Source organism: Streptomyces sp. NPDC015144, assembly GCF_043079735.1.
GTDB lineage: Bacteria > Actinomycetota > Actinomycetes > Streptomycetales > Streptomycetaceae > Streptomyces.
Map to the genome: position 1 here is coordinate 60,414 of NZ_JBIBUU010000005.1, position 17,557 is coordinate 77,970.

General features: G+C 71.2%; 16 protein-coding genes. 7 read left to right on the plus strand and 9 right to left on the minus strand.

The window, feature by feature from the left end; all coding sequences use genetic code 11:
• Positions 1 to 43: 43 nt before the first annotated feature.
• Positions 44 to 1,669 carry a chaperonin GroEL gene (groL, locus tag ACF08W_RS11095; RefSeq protein ID WP_352273604.1) on the plus strand — a complete coding sequence of 542 codons (1,626 nt, stop codon included), beginning with the start codon at positions 44 to 46 and terminating at the stop codon, positions 1,667 to 1,669.
• 102 nt (positions 1,670 to 1,771) lie between these two features.
• Here the strand turns inward: groL and ACF08W_RS11100 are convergent, their stop codons facing one another.
• The 5 genes from ACF08W_RS11100 to ACF08W_RS11120 all read right to left on the minus strand — a co-directional run bounded on the left by ACF08W_RS11100 (position 1,772) and on the right by ACF08W_RS11120 (position 7,199).
• Positions 1,772 to 2,800: a hydroxyacid dehydrogenase gene (locus tag ACF08W_RS11100; RefSeq protein ID WP_392279091.1), complete on the minus strand. Its 1,029-nt coding sequence runs from the start codon at positions 2,798 to 2,800 to the stop codon at positions 1,772 to 1,774.
• 35 nt (positions 2,801 to 2,835) lie between these two features.
• Positions 2,836 to 3,690, minus strand: a complete 855-nt coding sequence (locus ACF08W_RS11105; protein ID WP_352273602.1) for a carbohydrate ABC transporter permease — start codon at positions 3,688 to 3,690, stop codon at positions 2,836 to 2,838.
• A complete protein-coding gene (locus ACF08W_RS11110; RefSeq protein WP_352273601.1) occupies positions 3,687 to 4,580 on the minus strand; it encodes a sugar ABC transporter permease in 894 nt (297 codons plus the stop codon). The genes ACF08W_RS11105 and ACF08W_RS11110 overlap by 4 nt, the downstream gene beginning before the upstream one ends.
• Entirely contained in the window at positions 4,580 to 5,908 is a 1,329-nt protein-coding gene (locus tag ACF08W_RS11115) for an ABC transporter substrate-binding protein (RefSeq protein ID WP_385208335.1), read from the minus strand. The genes ACF08W_RS11110 and ACF08W_RS11115 overlap by 1 nt, the downstream gene beginning before the upstream one ends.
• Before the next feature lie 187 nt (positions 5,909 to 6,095).
• Positions 6,096 to 7,199 (minus strand): substrate-binding domain-containing protein, encoded by a 1,104-nt coding sequence (locus tag ACF08W_RS11120; protein WP_392279092.1) that lies wholly within the window; start codon positions 7,197 to 7,199, stop codon positions 6,096 to 6,098.
• A 248-nt stretch (positions 7,200 to 7,447) separates the two neighbouring features.
• Between ACF08W_RS11120 and ACF08W_RS11125 the strand changes: the two genes are divergently transcribed.
• Positions 7,448 to 8,977 carry a right-handed parallel beta-helix repeat-containing protein gene (locus ACF08W_RS11125; protein WP_392279093.1) on the plus strand — a complete coding sequence of 510 codons (1,530 nt, stop codon included), beginning with the start codon at positions 7,448 to 7,450 and terminating at the stop codon, positions 8,975 to 8,977.
• A 117-nt stretch (positions 8,978 to 9,094) separates the two neighbouring features.
• Here the strand turns inward: ACF08W_RS11125 and ACF08W_RS11130 are convergent, their stop codons facing one another.
• On the minus strand, positions 9,095 to 9,868 hold the full coding sequence (locus ACF08W_RS11130) for an SDR family oxidoreductase (RefSeq protein WP_352273597.1): 774 nt from the start codon (positions 9,866 to 9,868) through the stop codon (positions 9,095 to 9,097).
• 92 nt (positions 9,869 to 9,960) lie between these two features.
• The gene (locus tag ACF08W_RS11135; protein WP_392279094.1) at positions 9,961 to 10,659 is read right to left on the minus strand and encodes an MOSC domain-containing protein; all 699 of its coding nucleotides are present in this window, start codon (positions 10,657 to 10,659) and stop codon (positions 9,961 to 9,963) included.
• Positions 10,660 to 10,741: 82 nt separating this feature from the next.
• Between ACF08W_RS11135 and ACF08W_RS11140 the strand changes: the two genes are divergently transcribed.
• On the plus strand, positions 10,742 to 11,632 hold the full coding sequence (locus ACF08W_RS11140) for a LysR family transcriptional regulator (protein ID WP_392279095.1): 891 nt from the start codon (positions 10,742 to 10,744) through the stop codon (positions 11,630 to 11,632).
• A gap of 93 nt (positions 11,633 to 11,725) precedes the next feature.
• On the opposite strand, the gene ACF08W_RS11145 is transcribed toward ACF08W_RS11140, so the two are convergent.
• Complete coding sequence (locus ACF08W_RS11145) at positions 11,726 to 12,061, minus strand: WhiB family transcriptional regulator (RefSeq protein WP_352273594.1); 336 nt, start codon at positions 12,059 to 12,061, stop codon at positions 11,726 to 11,728.
• A gap of 411 nt (positions 12,062 to 12,472) precedes the next feature.
• Between ACF08W_RS11145 and ACF08W_RS11150 the strand changes: the two genes are divergently transcribed.
• From ACF08W_RS11150 to ACF08W_RS11165, 4 genes are all read left to right on the plus strand, one after another.
• Positions 12,473 to 13,084 carry a response regulator transcription factor gene (locus tag ACF08W_RS11150; RefSeq protein ID WP_003948568.1) on the plus strand — a complete coding sequence of 204 codons (612 nt, stop codon included), beginning with the start codon at positions 12,473 to 12,475 and terminating at the stop codon, positions 13,082 to 13,084.
• A 297-nt stretch (positions 13,085 to 13,381) separates the two neighbouring features.
• Entirely contained in the window at positions 13,382 to 13,957 is a 576-nt protein-coding gene (locus ACF08W_RS11155; protein WP_072486721.1) for a sigma-70 family RNA polymerase sigma factor, read from the plus strand.
• 172 nt (positions 13,958 to 14,129) lie between these two features.
• Complete coding sequence (gene guaB, locus ACF08W_RS11160; protein WP_352273593.1) at positions 14,130 to 15,632, plus strand: IMP dehydrogenase; 1,503 nt, start codon at positions 14,130 to 14,132, stop codon at positions 15,630 to 15,632.
• Positions 15,633 to 15,738: 106 nt separating this feature from the next.
• Complete coding sequence (locus tag ACF08W_RS11165; protein ID WP_352273592.1) at positions 15,739 to 16,863, plus strand: GuaB3 family IMP dehydrogenase-related protein; 1,125 nt, start codon at positions 15,739 to 15,741, stop codon at positions 16,861 to 16,863.
• A 72-nt stretch (positions 16,864 to 16,935) separates the two neighbouring features.
• Here the strand turns inward: ACF08W_RS11165 and ACF08W_RS11170 are convergent, their stop codons facing one another.
• On the minus strand, positions 16,936 to 17,523 hold the full coding sequence (locus ACF08W_RS11170) for a hypothetical protein (RefSeq protein WP_392279096.1): 588 nt from the start codon (positions 17,521 to 17,523) through the stop codon (positions 16,936 to 16,938).
• Positions 17,524 to 17,557 lie beyond the last annotated feature (34 nt).

A 17,557-nucleotide genomic window follows, 5' to 3' on the forward strand; every position in this document is an offset into this window, starting at 1 on the left:
CGGGTCGGGGGCGCGGTTCGTTCGAGAGGAAAGCTCAGCTCCCATGGCGAAGATCCTGAAGTTCGACGAGGACGCCCGTCGCGCCCTCGAGCGCGGCGTCAACAAGCTTGCCGACACGGTCAAGGTGACGATCGGCCCCAAGGGCCGCAACGTCGTCATCGACAAGAAGTTCGGTGCCCCCACCATCACCAACGACGGTGTCACCATCGCGCGCGAGGTCGAGCTCGACGACCCGTACGAGAACCTCGGTGCCCAGCTGGTGAAGGAGGTCGCCACCAAGACCAACGACATCGCGGGTGACGGCACCACCACCGCCACCGTGCTCGCCCAGGCGCTCGTCCGCGAGGGTCTGCGCAACGTCGCCGCCGGTGCCTCCCCGGCCGCCCTGAAGAAGGGCATCGACGCCGCGGTCAAGGCCGTGTCCGAGGAGCTCCTCGCGACCGCCCGCCCGATCGAGGACAAGACCGACATCGCCGCCGTGGCCGCGCTCTCCGCGCAGGACCCGCAGGTCGGCGAGCTCATCGCGGACGCGATGGACAAGGTCGGCAAGGACGGCGTCATCACCGTCGAGGAGTCCAACACCTTCGGTCTGGACCTCGACTTCACCGAGGGCATGGCCTTCGACAAGGGCTACCTGTCCCCGTACATGGTGACCGACCAGGAGCGTATGGAGGCCGTCCTCGACGACCCGTACATCCTCGTCCACCAGGGCAAGATCGGCTCCATCCAGGAGCTGCTCCCGCTGCTGGAGAAGGTCATCCAGGCCGGTGGCTCCAAGCCGCTGCTGATCATCGCCGAGGACGTCGAGGGCGAGGCGCTGTCGACCCTCGTCGTCAACAAGATCCGTGGCACCTTCAACGCCGTCGCCGTGAAGGCCCCCGGCTTCGGTGACCGCCGCAAGGCCATGCTCGGCGACATCGCCACCCTCACCGGTGCGACCGTCATCGCCGAGGAGGTCGGCCTCAAGCTCGACCAGGCCGGTCTGGATGTGCTGGGCACCGCCCGCCGCGTCACCGTCTCCAAGGACGACACCACGATCGTGGACGGCGGCGGCGAGCCCGGCGACGTCAAGGGCCGGGTCAACCAGATCAAGGCCGAGATCGAGTCCACGGACTCCGACTGGGACCGTGAGAAGCTCCAGGAGCGCCTCGCGAAGCTGGCCGGCGGCGTCTGCGTGATCCGCGTCGGTGCCGCCACCGAGGTGGAGCTCAAGGAGAAGAAGCACCGTCTGGAGGACGCCATCTCCGCGACCCGCGCCGCGGTCGAGGAGGGCATCGTCTCCGGTGGTGGCTCCGCCATCGTCCACGCCGTCAAGGTCCTGGACGGCGACCTCGGCAAGTCCGGCGACGAGGCCACCGGTGTCGCGGTCGTGCGCCGCGCCGCGGTCGAGCCGCTGCGCTGGATCGCCGAGAACGCCGGCCTGGAGGGCTACGTCATCACCTCCAAGGTCGCCGAGCTGGAGAAGGGCCAGGGCTTCAACGCCGCCACCGGCGAGTACGGCGACCTGGTGAAGGCCGGCGTCATCGACCCGGTCAAGGTCACCCGCTCCGCCCTGGAGAACGCCGCGTCCATCGCGTCGCTGCTGCTCACGACCGAGACCCTGGTCGTCGAGAAGCCGGCCGAGGAAGAGGCCGAGGCCGGCCACGGCGGTCACGGCCACTCCCACTGACGCACCGCCGTCGGGCAGGCGCACAGCCGCGGAAGGCCCCCTGTCCCACCGTTTCGACGGTGGGACAGGGGGCCTTTCGGTGTTCGTTTCGGGCCGGTGGCCTCAGGCCGAGCGGCCGAGGCTGCCGGAGTGCACCGGGTCCGCGAAGGGCAGCCCGGCAGCGAAGCGCTCCAGCTCGTCCAGTGCCTGATCGGCCATCCGGTGCAGCTCGCCGCCGAGCGAGCCCGCGACATGCGGGGTCAGCAGCACGTTCGGCAGCTCGTACAACGGCGAGTCGGGGGCGGGAAGTTCGGGGTCGGTCACATCCAGCACCGCCCGCAGCCGCCCGGCCGTCAGCTCCGCCAGCAGTGCCTCCTCGTCGACCAGCGAACCCCGGGAGGTGTTGATCAGGGTCGCCCCGGTCGCCATGGCGGCCAGCTGCGCCGCGCCGATCAGGTGATGGGTCTCCGGGAGCTGCGGGGCGTGCACCGAGACCACGGAGCTGCGCGCGCACAGCTCGTCCAGCGGGACGGGCCGCACCCCGAGCCGCGCCGCCTCAGCGCCGTCCACGAACGGGTCGTACAGCAGGACGTCCAGGTCGAAGGGGCGCAGCAGCTCGATCACCCGGCGGCCGATGCGGGAGGCGCCGACGATGCCGACGGTGCGGCGGTAGTTCCCGGCGCCGTCGAGCTCCGCGAGCCAGTCGTGGCCGGTGCGCAGCTCGCGGTAGCGGCGCGCGGTGTGCAGGACGCGTTTTCCGGCGAAGAGGATCGCGGCGAGGGTGAACTCGGCGACGGGGAGGGCGTTGGCCCCGGCCGCCGAGGTGACGGCGATGCCGCGTTCCCAGCAGGCGTCCGTGATGTGGTGCTTCACGGATCCGGCGGCGTGCACGACGGCGCGCAGCCTGGGTGCGGCGGCCAGTACCCCGGGGGTGAGCGGGGTCGCGCCCCAGCAGGTGAGGAGCACCTCGGCCTCGGCGAGCGCGGCGGCCACCGCGGGCGTCGGCGCGGCCAGGTCGTGGGCGACGAGGTACGGGTCGGTGCGGGTGAGCGTGGCCAGCCGGGCGCGGTGCCGGTCGGTGAGGAGGCGGTCGGCGATGCCGGGCCCCATCGCGAGCAGGGCCGTCGGCCGGTTGTCAGTGGCGTGGGGCATGGTGGAACACGTACTCCTCGGGGCTCGCGACGGGGTCACTTGACGCTGCCGGCGGTCAGTCCGGCCTTCCAGTGCCGCTGGAGCGAGACGAAGGCGACGATCAGGGGGACGACGGCGAGGAGGGAGCCGGTGACGACGAGCGGGTAGAAGCTCGGCTCGCCGTGGGTGTTGGTGTTCCAGGAGTACAGGCCGAGGCTCAGCGGGAAGAGCTTGCGGTCCGAGAGCATCACCAGGGGGAGGAAGAAGTTGTTCCAGATCGCGGTGAACTGGAAGAGGAAGACCGTCACGAAGCCCGGCATGACCATGCGCAGCCCGATCGACCAGAAGACGCGCAGCTCGCCGGCCCCGTCGATACGGGCGGCCTCCAGGGCCTCGTTCGGTATGTAGCCGGTGCTGAAGACCCGGGCGAGATAGACGCCGAAGGGGTTGACCAGCACGGGTATCAGCACGGACCAGTAGGTGTTGACCAGGCCGGTCTTGGAGGCCAGCAGGTACATCGGCAGGGCGAGCGCCGTGGTGGGCACCAGCACCCCCATCAGCACCAGTCCGAACAGCTTCTCCTTGCCCCGGAACTCGTACTTGTCGAAGGCGTACCCGGCGGCGACGCAGATCAGCGAGCAGACGAGCGCCCCGCCGCCCGCGTACAGGAGGCTGTTGAGGTACCAGCGGAAGTAGATGCCGTCGCCGTAGGAGGCCAGGTTCGACAGGTTCTCGCCGAGGTTGAAGCCCTCGAAGGAGAACGCGTTGCCCGCGAGCAGCCCGCCGGTGTCCTTGGTGGCGGCCGTGACCAGCCAGACGAGCGGGAAGAGCATGTAGACGACGGCGAGCAGAAGGAAGCCGTTGACGGCGGTCTTCGACATCCAGCGGCCGCGGGAGGCGGGGGAGTTCATGCTTTCTTGCCCTTCCGGCCGGTGAAGCGGGTGACGACGAAGGACAGCAGCGCGGCCGTGAGCGCCAGCAGGATGGAGGCGGCCGCGGCGAGGCCGTAGTCGTTGCGCTCGAAGGCCGCGGTGTACGCGTACATGTTCGGCGTCCAGGTGGAGGAGACGGCCGAGCCGGTCCCCTTGTTGAGGATCAGCGGCTCGGTGAACAGCTGGAGCGAGCCGATGACCGTGAACAGCGCGACCATCACCAGGGAGGAGCGGATCAGCGGGACCTTGATGGAGAGCGCGGTGCGCCAGGCGCCGGCCCCGTCGACGGTGGCCGCTTCGAGCACCGAGCGGTCGATGGCCTGCAACGCGGCGTAGAAGATCACCATGTTGTAGCCGAGCCACTCCCACAGGGCGATGTTGACGATGGAGGGGAGGGCGCCGTCGGGGGAGAAGAAGTCGAAGCCGATCCCGCCGGACTCCATGGCGCTCACCACCGGGCTGAGCTGCGGGGTGTAGAGGTACACCCAGATCAGCGCGGCGATGATGCCGGGCACGGCGTGCGGCAGGAAGAGCGCGAGCTGGAAGAAGCGGCGGGCGCGGGCCAGCGTGGAGTCCAGCAGCAGGGCCAGGGCGAGGGCTCCGACGAGCAGCAGCGGAATGTAGAACAGGCAGTATCCGAGGAGTACGCCGAAGCCTTCGCGGAACGCCCGGTCGCCCAGAGCCGCCGCGTAGTTGTCGAGTCCGCTGAAGACGGTCTCGGTGCCGCCGAAGCCCAGGCCGGACTGCTTCTCGGTGAACAGGCTGAGCCAGACCGCGTATCCGATCGGCACCACCATGCACGCGGTGAACAGTACGAAGAAGGGCCCCAGCAGGATGGCGGCGGCTCTGGTCGTCCGGGCGCGCTTCATCAGCCTGCGTCCTCGACCTTCAGCCCGCGCTTCTTCAGCTCGTCGACCGTGGCGTCGTGCCCGGCCTTCACGGCGTCCTTGATGGTGGTCCCGCCGCTGGCGACCTTGCCGAACTGGTCCTTGATGACGGTGTTCGACGTGCCGGTCGCCGGGCCCCAGGCCCAGTTCTGGCCGATCGACGTGGCGGCGCCCTCGAACACCTGGTAGATGTCCTCGCCGCCGTAGAAACCGGCGTCGAAGGACTTCTTGGCGACCGGGCGCAGCGACGCGGCGGCCGGGAAGGCGCTGGAGGTGCCGGACTCGATGCGGGCCTTGATGCCTTCCTCGGTGGTCGACATCCAGGTGGCGAACTCGACCGCGGCCTTCGCCTTCTTGCTCGTCTTGGTCACCGCGAAGGTGGAGCCGCCGAGCATTCCGCTGGCGGGCTTCCCGTCCCAGCTCGGCATGGGGGCCACGGCCCACTTGCCGCTCTGCTCGGGCAGCGTGCCCTTGAGGACACCGGCGCCCCAGGCGGCGCCCAGGTAGCCGACGGTGCCGCCGCTCTTGAGGGAGTTGGTCCACTCGGGGCTGAACGAGGCGTTGGAGCGGATCAGGTCGTCGTCGAGGAGGCCCTGCCAGTAGTCGGCGACCTTGTTGGTGGCCGCGTCGGCGGTGGTGATCTTCCAGGTGTCGCCCTCGGGCTTGTACCACTGGGCGCCGGCCTGCCAGGCCATCGCCTGGAAGGTGGTCGGGTCGTCGGGGAAGAAGGTGCCGATCCGGGCCTTCTTGTCGGCCTTCTTGATCTTCTCGGCGGCCTTGCGGAACTCGTCCCAGGTCTTGGGGACCTCGACGCCGTACTTCTCGAACAGGTCCTTGCGGTAGTAGAAGGACTGCGGCGAGGCGTCGAACGGGACGGCCCAGTTCTTGCCGCCGAGGGTGGTCAGCTCGACCGCCTGCGGGAGCAGCTTCTTGCGGATGTCCTCGGTGAAGTACGCGCCGATGTCCTGGAGCGCGCCCTGGCTGACGTACTCGGGAAGCTGCGGGTACTCGATGGAGACCAGGTCGGGGGCGTTGCCGGCCTTCACCGCGTTGGAGATCTTGGCGTAGCCGCCCGCGTTGCCGGACGGGATCTCCTCGTACACCACCTTGATGTTCTTGTGCGAGGCGTTGAAGGCGTCGACGACCTCCTTGGACCCCTTGGCCCAGCCCCAGAAGGTGATGCTGACGGGCTTGCCGTCGCTTCCGGCGGCTGCGTCGTCGTCCCCGCTGCCGCCACAGGCCGTGAGAAGGGCGAGGGCGGTGGCGGTGCCGACGACGGCGAGGGACGTTCTGCTCGTACTGCGGCTCACAGCGAGGCTCCTGAACTGGCGGCAACATTGGCGTTGGCGGTGATCCTTGGACCAGCCGTGACCGAAGTCAAGAGCGAAAGATCGATTGATCGAAAAAAGATCAGACAAGTTACGTACGGATAGGGTGCGGAATACCCTGCGGAGCCGGGAATCGGCACCCGGGTCCGCATGGGGTCCGCTCGTACGGTTACGGGTGGTTGCGCGCCCCGCAGGAGTCCCGCACCCGTAGCTGCGGCAGCAGCGTCAGATGGCGCCGGGGCGCGCCCGCGCCCTGGCCCAGCCGCTCCACCAGCAGCTCCGTCGCATGGCGGCCCACGTCGCGCTTGGGCGGCGCCACCGCAGTCAGCGGGGTGTCCGCCAGCGCGGCCACCTCGTCGTCGTAGGCGATCAGCGCCAGGTCGTCCGGGACCCGTACGCCCAGCTCGGCCAGGCGCTGCACCACCTGGATCGCGTCCACGTCGTTGTGGACCAGCGCGGCCGTCGCCACCCCGGAGAGCACCGCCTCGCGCAGCGCCCGTACGGCCCGCTCGAAGGCGTCCGGGAAGAGCTCGGACGGCACGGAGTCGATCACGGCCTGCGGGGCGCGCAGCCCGTGCGCCGCCAGGGCCTCCGCGTACCCGGAACGCACCGCGACGGCGGTCGGGGAGTCCGCGCGGGCCATCAGGAGCGGCGCCCCGTGCCCGAGCCGGACGAGATGGCGCACCGCCAGCAGCACCCCGTACGCGTGGTCCGAGCAGACCCGGTCCAGGCCGTCCAGCGGGGAGCCCGCGGCGGGCCGGCGCTCCAGCAGCACCGTCGGCGCGGGCAGCGAGGCGATCCAGTCGCCGAACGCGGCGGGGTCGCCCGGGTCCTGCCAGCCGGGCGCCACCAGCAGCCCCTCGGCGCCCGCCGAGAGCAGCCCCTCGGTGCGCGCCTGGTCCTCCTGCGGCCGGTAGTCGGAGATCCGCAGGACGAGCCGGGCGCCGGCCCGCGCGGCGGCCTCGTGGGCGCCCCGGATGACCTCGGCGAAGTAGTACGTCGAGGAGGGCGCGAGCATGCCGAGGACCGGGCCGCCGCCCGCCGGGCCGGAGCCCGCGCCCGGTCCGGTCGCCGGACCCGCGGCGTCCTGCGGCCAGGAGACCGATCCGTGCACCCGGTCCAGGAGGCCCCGGCCGGCCAGCTCCTCGACGTCCCGCCGCGCGGTGACCGGAGAGACGCCCAGCAGGGTGGCCAGGTCCGAGACCCGGGCCGAGCCCCGCTCCCGTACGAGTCCGAGCAGGCGGTCATGACGTTCGGCAGCACTTTCGCGCACGGCAGCAGTCCCCTCGCAGTTGTGGCCCGTCGCAGGTGGGGCCCGGTCCGAGGGGGTGCCCGACACCCCCGGGGTCCCGGCCGGGGCCGGTGTCCGACCCTAAACCAAGAATGATCGAACGACGGGAGTTTCGATCATTCGGGCGAGATGTATTGACGTTCGATCAAACCGAGTTCAGGATTCCGGCGGTACGGGCCGGCCCCCGCCATCGACTGTTCACTCCCCCCGCCCCTTCGTACGGAGGAATTGTGAGACATCGCATCACCGCCGCCGCGCTCGCGGCCCTGACCACCGCCGGAGCACTGACCGCCGCGGGCCAGACCGCGGCGCAGGCGGCGCCCGCCGCCCGCACCTTCCACGTCGACTGCGTCGCCGACCCGGCCGGCGCCACCGGCAGTGCGAAGCACCCCTGGACCTCGCTCGCCGAGGCCAACGCCCACCCCTACGGACCGGGGGACCGGCTGCTCTTCAAGCGCGGCAGCACCTGCGAAGGCACCCTCGCCCCGACCGGCGGCGGCTCCGCCCGCGCCCCCTTCACCATCGCCGACTACGGCCCCGGCCCGGCCCGCGCCCGGCTCGACGGCAAGGGCGCCCACGACGTCGTCCTGCTCGCCAACACGCAGTACGTGCACCTCAAGGCGCTGGAGATCACCAACGCCGACAACCCCGGCAGCGAGCGCAACGGCGTCCGCCTCCGCCTCACCGACTACGGCGTCGCGCGCGGCTTCGACCTCTCCGGCCTCTACATCCACGACGTGCGCGGCGGCGACTCCAAGACGCTCTCCGGCTCCAGCGCGATCCACATCGCCGTCGAGGGCACCGCCAGGGCGAGCTGGTACGACGGCCTGGACATCGGCCACAACCGCATCGAGGACGTCGACCGCGAGGGCATCTACTTCAAGTCGACCTTCTCCAAGCGCGACCTGGTCGGCGACCAGCAGGACCCGAAGGCGTACCCGGGGGAGTGGACGCCGAGCACCCGGGTCCGCGTCCACCACAACACGCTGAAGTCGCTGGCCGGCGACGGCATGAAGCTGGACACCACCAGTGGCGCCCGTGTCGACCACAACCGGGTCGACGGCTTCCAGCTCCGCTCGCCCTCCGCCAACGCGGGCATCTGGACCTTCAACACCGACGACACCACCGTCGAGCACAACGAGGTCTCCGGCGGCGGCAACACCCACGACGGGATGTCCTTCGACGCCGACGGCGCCTCCCGCAACACCGTCTTCCAGTACAACTACAGCCACGACAACAAGGGCGGCTTCCTGCTGATCTGCCCGTACAGCGGCGCGAAGACCATCGGCACGGTCGCCCGCTACAACGTCAGCCGCGACGACGGCGCCCGCCTCATCCAGAACTGCTGGGGCCCGATCCTCGACACCCGGATCTACAACAACACCTTCCACAACAAGGAGCAGATCCCCGGCTACCTCGTCCAGGACGACGCGGGCAGCCCCGGGACCACCCAGCACGAACTGGCCGTCCGCAACAACGTCTTCGTGAGCGAGGGAACCGGCGGCTACGCCTTCAAGAACCCGACCGCCGGACTCACCTTCGACCACAACGTCTTCCACGGCATCGCGATGACCCGCCCGAACCCCGGCGGCGTCACCGCCGACCCGAAGCTCCTGGGCGACTTCCGGCTCGGCGCCGGCTCGCCCGCCCTCGCCGCCGGAGCCGTCATCGAGGACAACGGCGGCAAGGACTACTTCGGCAACCCGCTGAAGCCCGGAGCCCCCAACATCGGCGCCTACGGGGGACGCGGCGTGCGCTGAGGAAGAACCGGGCGCCACGGAGCCGACGAGCACCACGGAGCCGACGAGTGCCCGCCGGGAAGCGGGTGAGCACTCACCCGGAAGCGGGTGGGTGCTCACCGGCGCGTGGGCGAGCACTCACTGCGGACCGTACTTGCGGCCCGTCCTGGAGGTGACGCCTCCGAGCAGGCCGCGGGGCGTCACCTTCACCAGCCCCATCAGCGCCTTGTAGCGCGGGTCCGGGACCGAGAGCGACTTCCCGCGCGCCAGGTCCGTCAGCGCCGCGTCCACCAGCTTGTCCGCGTCGAGCCACATCCAGCCCGGGATGTTGCCGGTGCCCATTCCGGCCCGCTCGTGGAACTCCGTCCGCACGAACCCCGGGCACAGCGCCATCAGCCGCACCCCCGAACCGGCCAGGTCCTTGGCCGCGCCCTGGGTGAACTGCACGACCCACGCCTTGGACGCGCCGTACGTCCCGCGCGGTACGAAGGCCGCCACCGAGGCCACGTTGACCACCCCGCCGCGCCGGCGCTCGCGCATCGTGGCCGCCGCCGCCGAGGTCAGCCGCAGCACCGCCTCGCAGTGCACCTTCAGCATCTTCAGCTCGTCGGCCATGGGCACGTCCAGATACTGGCCCTTGTTGCCGAACCCGGCGTTGTTGACCAACAGATCCACCGGGTGCCGACGGTCCGTCAGCCGCTCCTCGACCGAGGCGATCCCGTCGTCCTCGGAGAGATCGGCCCGCAGGACGTCGGCCTCGATGCCGTGCCGGTCGTGCAGCTCGGTCGCCTGCTCGCGCAGCCGGTCCTTGTCGCGCGCCACCAGCACCAGGTTGTGCCCGTCGGCCGCGAGCCGCCGCGCGAAGGCGGCACCGATCCCCGCGGTCGCTCCCGTAATCAGTGCAGTCGTCATACGCGGCACGTTAACGCCTGTCCGGTACGCGACGACCGGCTGTCCACGGGCGGCCGCCGCGCACGACGGGGGCGGCCGCCCGTACGAGGCGGTCAGGCGCCCGCCGGGTTCGCGGCAACGTACTCCCGCGCCGCCCGCGCCGCCTCGGGGTGCAGCGCCTCCCCGGCCGCGAGCAGTCCCGGCAGCAGCTCCCGCCGGGTGGTCGAGGCCAGGAACTCCCGCTCCACGGTGACGTCGTGGTCCGGACGGTGCACGATCTCGACCGGGTCACCGGCCCGGACCGCACCCGGTGCTATCACCCGGAGGTAGGCCCCCGGCGCCGCCGCCCGGGTGAACCGCTTGACCCAGCGCGGCTCGTCGAGATGGCCCGCGAACGTACGGCACGGAATCCGACCCGACGTCACCTCCAGCACCAGGTCCGGGCCGATCCGCCAGCGTTCGCCGATCAGCGCGCGGCTCACCTCCACCCCACGGGTCGTCAGGTTCTCGCCGAAGGCGCCGTTGGCCAGCGGCCGGCCCAGCTCCCGGTCCCAGACGTCCAGCTCCTCCCGGGCGAAGGCGTACACCGCCTGGTCGGAGCCGCCGTGATGGCGTAGGTCGCACACCGCGTCCCCGGCCACCCCGCTGCCGCCGGTGCCCTTGGGCCCCGGATCACTGATGTGCACCGGCCCGTCGACGGGCCGCTTGTCCATACCCGTCAGACCGCCGGGGGCATCGCTGTACGGAACGGCCGTCGGCCGTCCCGCGTTCACGGTCAGCAGCGTCGGCCGGGTGGGTTCCATGGATGTCATGCCGGGCACGCTAGCCGCCACGCCCTCAAAGGCGCACCCCGATATCGACGAGGAAGCCCCAAGCGTCGCTTATGGTTGAAGGGTGATCGAAGCCCGTCATCTCCGTGTCCTGCGCGCCGTGGCCGCCACCGGATCGTTCTCCGCCGCCGCCCGTGAGCTGGGCTGCACCCAGCCCGCGGTCAGTCAGCAGATGAAGGCCCTGGAGGGCTCCACGGGCACCCCGCTGCTGATCCGTACCGGCCGCGAGATGCGGCTCACCCAGGCGGGCGAGGCGCTCGTCCGGCACGCCTCCGGCATCCTCGCCGGGCTCACCGCGGCCGAGGAGGAGGTCGCCGCCATCGCCGGGCTGCGGGCCGGCCGGGTCCGGCTCGTCTCGTTCCCCAGCGGCAGCTCCACCCTGGTGCCCGGCGCGCTCGCCGCGCTGCGCGAGGCACACCCCGGCACCCGGGTCTCCCTCGTGGAGGCCGAGCCGCCGCGCTCGGTCGAGATGCTGCGCGAGGGCGACTGCGACATCGCGCTCGCCTTCCGCTACGGCGCGAGCTGCGGCGAATGGGGCGACCTGGTGGTCCGCCCGCTCCTCGTCGACCGGCTGATCGGCCTGGTCCCCGAGGGGCACCGGCTGGCGGACAAGGACGCGGTGGGCATCGCCGAGCTGGCCGACGAGTCGTGGATCGCGGGCTGCCCGCGCTGTCGCCGCCAGCTCGTGGAGGTCTGCGAGGCGTCCGGCTTCACCCCCCGGATCGACTTCGCCACCGACGACTACCCGGCGGTGGTCGGCCTGGTCGGCGCCGGGCTCGGCGTGGCCGTGCTGCCGGAGCTGGCGATCGAGTCGGTACGCCCCAAGGGGGCGCGCACCGTGGCGGTGGAGCCCGCCATCGAACGGGAGATCGTCGCGCTGACCCTGCCCGACCTGGCCCAGGTCCCGGCGGTGGCGGCCACCCTCGACCGGCTGGCCCTGGCCGCCGCCCGCTGAGCGGCGCGCCGGCACAGCGTGGTCCGGTCCCGGTCCGAGCGGGCCGGGACTGTGTGAGGAAACGTTTCTGTGTGCGGGTGGCCGGTGCCGGGATCAGCCGTGCGCCGACGGGGACGGTACGCCCGAGGAGGCCGCCGCCGGGACCAGGCGGCTGCGGGCCCGGCCCATGAGTTCTTCGCGTTCGTCCTCGGTCAGGCCGCCCCACACGCCGTAGGGCTCGCGTACCGCCAGGGCGTGGGCCGCGCACTCGGCGCGCACCGGGCACCGCATGCAGACCTCCTTCGCCGAGTTCTCGCGGGCGCTGCGGGCCGCCCCGCGTTCGCCCTCGGGATGGAAGAAGAGTGAGCTGTCGACCCCGCGGCAGGCCGCCAGCAGCTGCCAGTCCCACAGATCGGCGTTGGGTCCGGGAAGGCGGGAGAAATCTGCCATTGCTTGTCCCCTCGAAACCGTGCTGAGTCGGAAACGTCGTTGTGGTCCGTCGTCGACTGTGCCCACGACCGTACATCTACGGTGTAAGTAGATGTAAATATGACTGATTGCGAATCTATCCACAGACACCAGCAAAAGGGAAGAAAACCCGCTAAATGGGGCATACCTAGCCATGAAGTTTCGGTTGCGGGTTGAATGAACCGCGTCGCTCTCCTCCGTGTACGCGCCCTCACGTAGAGTGCCGAACTCGGTTGCCCACCCCGTAACTCTTTCGAGTGACCGTCGTTGAGAAGGCTGAGGCGGTTGACGGAAAAGCGATCGGGCAGGTGTCCGAGAGTGTCGACCGCACAGGTGACGACTTGTTACAGCCTGGAGGCTCAAGGTGACGCGCATCAGCTGCGGAGGACGGTCATGACATCCGTCCTCGTCTGCGACGACTCCCCGCTTGCCCGAGAAGCGCTCCGTCGCGCGGTCGCGACCGTGCCCGGGGTCGAGCGGGTCACGACGGCGGCCAACGGCGAGGAAGTCCTCCGCCGCTGGGGCGCCGACCGTTCGGATCTGATTCTGATGGACGTACGCATGCCCGGTCTCGGGGGTGTGGAGACGGTGCGGCGGCTGCTCTCCGCCGACCCCGGCGCCAGGATCATCATGCTGACCGTCGCCGAGGACCTGGACGGGGTCGCGCTCGCGGTCGCCGCCGGTGCCCGCGGCTATCTGCACAAGGACGCCTCCCGGGCGGAGCTGCGTGCCACGGTCACCCAGGCGCTGGCCGATCCGACGTGGCGGCTCGCCCCGCGCCGGCTGCGGTCGGCCGAGATGGGTGCCGCGCCCACGCTCACCGCGCGGGAGATCCAGGTGCTCGAAGGCATGAGCCACGGCCGCTCCAACGCGGAGATCGGCCGCGAGCTGTTCCTCTCGGAGGACACGGTGAAGACGCATGCCAGGCGGCTGTTCAAGAAGCTCGGCGCCTCGGACCGGGCGCACGCGGTGGCCCTCGGCTTCCGCTGGGGCCTGGTCCGCTGAGGTCCGGCCGCGGCCGGCGGCCGGCCGTGTCCCCGTCCGCGTACCGGCGGGCGGGGCGACGCGACCGGTCGGCGCCGCACGGGTTCCGCGCCGGCCGCGGAGCCCGTCGCGCCGCCGGTATGTGACGCTTCCCGGCCGATGCCGCATCCTTGAGACGTGGAGTTCCTCGGGAACGATTCGGTCGAGCGGAAGGGGAGGGCGCAGGACATGACTTCCGGCGCACCCGCTCATAACGCTTCGGTGCACAACTCCGGACGCGGCGGCACGGACGACGCGGCTCCGAGGCACCATGGTCCGATGCGCGACGACGAGACGACGGGGATCGGCGCCCTGGTGCACCGCGCCGTCGAGGGCGACGCGCAGGCCACGCACGACCTGCTGGCCCATGTCCACCCGCTCGCGCTGCGCTACTGCCGGTCGCGGCTGAACCGGCTGCCCGGTGACGCCCGCCACTTCGTCGAGGACCTGGCGCAGGAGGTCTGCGTGGCGGTGCTGATGGCGCTGCCCCGCTACAAGGACACCGGCAGGCCCTTCGAGGCGTTCGTGTTCGCCATCGCGGGCCACAAGGTCGCCGACCTCCAACGGGCCGCCATGCGGCACCCGGGGTCGACGGCCGTGCCGTCCGACGAGATGCCCGAGCGGCCGGACGACTCGCTCGGGCCCGAGGAGCGCGCCCTGCTCAGCAGCGACGCGGCCTGGGCCAAGAAGCTCCTCGCCAACCTTCCGGACAACCAGCGCGAGCTGCTCGTCCTCCGGGTCGCCGTGGGGCTGACCGCCGAGGAGACCGGGCAGATGCTGGGCATGTCCCCGGGCGCGGTCCGGGTCGCCCAGCACCGGGCCCTGAGCAGACTGCGGGCCCTCGCCGAGCAGTAACGGAAGCGGCCGAGCCGGGTCCGGGGCCGCTACGGGGGTTCGCGCGGCGGGGCCGTGCCGACCCCGTACGAAGCTACAGAACCTCCAGGTGATCTTGTTCGTGGAATGAGACGCGTCCGAAGGCCGTTAGCATGGACATCCGCACCGATCAAGGCCATTTGGGGAAGGTGTCATGACTGCAAACGTCGACGGAGTGCCCGAGAAATTCGCGACGCTCGGGCTGACATACGACGACGTGCTGCTGCTGCCCGGCGCATCCGAAGTGCTGCCCAACGCGGTCGACACCTCGTCCCGGATCTCCCGCAACGTGCGCGTGAACATCCCGCTGCTCTCGGCGGCGATGGACAAGGTCACCGAGTCCCGCATGGCGATTGCCATGGCGCGGCAGGGCGGCGTCGGCGTGCTGCACCGCAACCTGTCCATCGAGGACCAGGTCAACCAGGTCGACCTCGTGAAGCGCTCCGAGTCCGGCATGGTGACCGACCCGATCACCGTCCACCCGGACGCGACGCTGGCCGAGGCCGACGCGCTGTGCGCCAAGTTCCGCATCAGCGGCGTCCCGGTCACCGACCCCGCGGGCAAGCTGCTCGGCATCGTCACCAACCGCGACATGGCCTTCGAGACCGACCGCGGCCGCCAGGTGCGCGAGGTCATGACGCCGATGCCGCTGGTCACCGGCAAGGTGGGCATCTCCGGCGTGGACGCCATGGAGCTGCTGCGCCGCCACAAGATCGAGAAGCTTCCGCTGGTCGACGACACGGGCGTGCTCAAGGGCCTCATCACGGTCAAGGACTTCGTGAAGGCCGAGCAGTACCCGAACGCGGCCAAGGACTCCGAGGGCCGCCTCCTCGTCGGCGCGGCCGTCGGTGCCAGCCCCGAGGCCCTGGAGCGCGCCCAGGCGCTGGCCGGGGCGGGCGTCGACTTCCTCATCGTCGACACCTCGCACGGCCACAACAGCAACGCGCTGAACTGGATGGCGAAGATCAAGTCCAGCGTCGGCGTCGACGTCATCGGCGGCAACGTCGCGACGCGCGACGGCGCCCAGGCCCTGATCGACGCCGGTGTCGACGGCGTGAAGGTCGGCGTGGGCCCCGGCTCGATCTGCACCACCCGCGTGGTCGCCGGCATCGGCGTCCCGCAGGTCACCGCGATCTACGAGGCCGCCCTCGCCGCCCGCGCGGCCGGCGTCCCGGTCATCGGCGACGGCGGCCTGCAGTACTCCGGCGACATCGGCAAGGCGCTCGCCGCCGGTGCCGACACGGTCATGCTGGGCAGCCTCCTCGCGGGCTGCGAGGAGTCCCCGGGCGAGCTGCTCTTCATCAACGGCAAGCAGTTCAAGTCGTACCGGGGCATGGGCTCGCTCGGCGCGATGCAGAGCCGCGGCCAGGGCCGCTCGTACTCCAAGGACCGCTACTTCCAGGCCGACGTGGCCTCGGACGACAAGCTCGTGCCCGAGGGCATCGAGGGCCAGGTGCCCTACCGGGGTCCGCTCGCCAACGTGCTGCACCAGCTCGTCGGCGGTCTGCGCCAGACCATGGGCTACGTGGGCGCCGCCTCCGTCGACGAGATGGAGACCAAGGGCCGCTTCGTCCGGATCACGTCCGCGGGTCTCAAGGAGAGCCACCCGCACGACATCCAGATGACGGTCGAGGCGCCGAACTACAGCAGGAAGTAACGCGCCGACGCAGCCGAGGGGCGGCCGGGGTTCTCCCCGGACCGCCCCTCAGCCGTGTGTCGGGGATACTGGACAGCGCAGACGTAGAGGGAAAGGCCACACCATCGTGACTGAGATCGAGATCGGGCGCGGCAAGCGCGGCCGCCGGGCGTACGCATTCGACGACATCGCCGTCGTGCCGAGCCGTCGCACCCGCGACCCGAAGGAGGTCTCGATCGCCTGGCAGATCGACGCCTACCGCTTCGAGCTTCCGTTCCTGGCCGCTCCCATGGACTCGGTGGTCTCCCCGCAGACCGCGATCCGCATCGGCGAGATGGGCGGTCTCGGCGTCCTCAACCTGGAAGGGCTGTGGACCCGGCACGCCGACCCGCAGCCGCTGCTCGACGAGATCGCCGAGATGCCCGTCGAGTCGGCCACCCGCCGCCTCCAGGAGATCTACTCCGCGCCGATCCAGGAGGAGCTGATCGGGCAGCGCATCAAGGAGGTGCGCGACGCCGGTGTGGTCACCGCCGCCGCGCTCTCCCCGCAGCGCACCGCGCAGTTCTCCAAGGCCGTCGTCGACGCGGGCGTGGACATCTTCGTGATCCGCGGTACGACGGTCTCCGCCGAGCACGTCTCGGGCGCCGCCGAGCCGCTCAACCTGAAGCAGTTCATCTACGAGCTGGACGTCCCGGTGATCGTCGGCGGCTGCGCCACGTACACCGCGGCCCTGCACCTGATGCGGACCGGCGCGGCCGGGGTGCTCGTCGGCTTCGGCGGCGGCGCCGCGCACACCACGCGCAACGTCTTCGGCATCCAGGTCCCGATGGCGACCGCGGTCGCCGACGTGGCCGGTGCCCGCCGCGACTACATGGACGAGTCCGGCGGCCGGTACGTGCACGTGATCGCGGACGGCGGCGTCGGCTGGTCGGGCGACCTGCCCAAGGCCATCGCCTGCGGCGCGGACGCCGTGATGATGGGCTCCCCGCTGGCCCGTGCCACGGACGCGCCGGGCCGGGGCCGCCACTGGGGCATGGAGGCCGTCCACGAGGACGTGCCGCGCGGCAAGCTGGTGGACCTGGGCTCGGTCGGCACCACCGAGGAGGTCCTGACCGGCCCCTCGCACACCCCCGACGGCTCGATGAACATCTTCGGCGCGCTGCGCCGGGCGATGGCGACGACGGGCTACAGCGACCTCAAGGAGTTCCAGCGCGTCGAGGTCACGGTGGCGGACTCGCAGCACCGCCGCTGATTCCTTCACGTACGACGGGAGGGCCCGGACCGCGCACGACGTGCGGTCCGGGCCCTCCGTTCGTCTGTGCGGTCAGCCCGCGGCCTTCTTGCTGCCGGAGAACGCGGCGACGGCCGCGATGGCGAAGAAGACGTACGTCAGGAAGTTCGAGTCGGCCTTCCACGCCTCGTTCAGCAGGCTGAAGTGGTCGAAGAACAGCTCGGAGACGGTGACCGGGAGCTTCTTGGCGGCGATCGTCGCCTCGCCGAGGAGCTGGCCGAAGTAGACGGCGACCAGCGACAGCACGGCGCTGACGACCGGCAGGGCGGGGTTGCGCCCGCCGACCTTGCCGGAGGCGAAGCCGACGAGGAAGCCGACGCCCACGGCCGCGTAGCCGATCTCGCGCTCGATGGCGCCGATCAGGACGCCGTAGAGGGCACCGGCGACCACGGCCGCGACGACCGCGGCGGCCAGGCCGAGGCCGACGTTGTCGCGGACCGGGGCCGGCGGCGGGGCGTACGGGGCGCCGCCGAACGGGGCGCCCTGCTGGCCGCCCGCGAACGGGTTGCCGGACGGGGCGGCCGGCGGCTGACCCGGCTGGCCCTGCTGGCCGGCGAACGGGTTGCCGCCGCCGGGCTGGGCGTCGTGGGGCTGCTGAGGCGGCGGCACGGACTGGCTCATGGTGGGATCCCCCCTGGCTGAAACGCACCTGTGT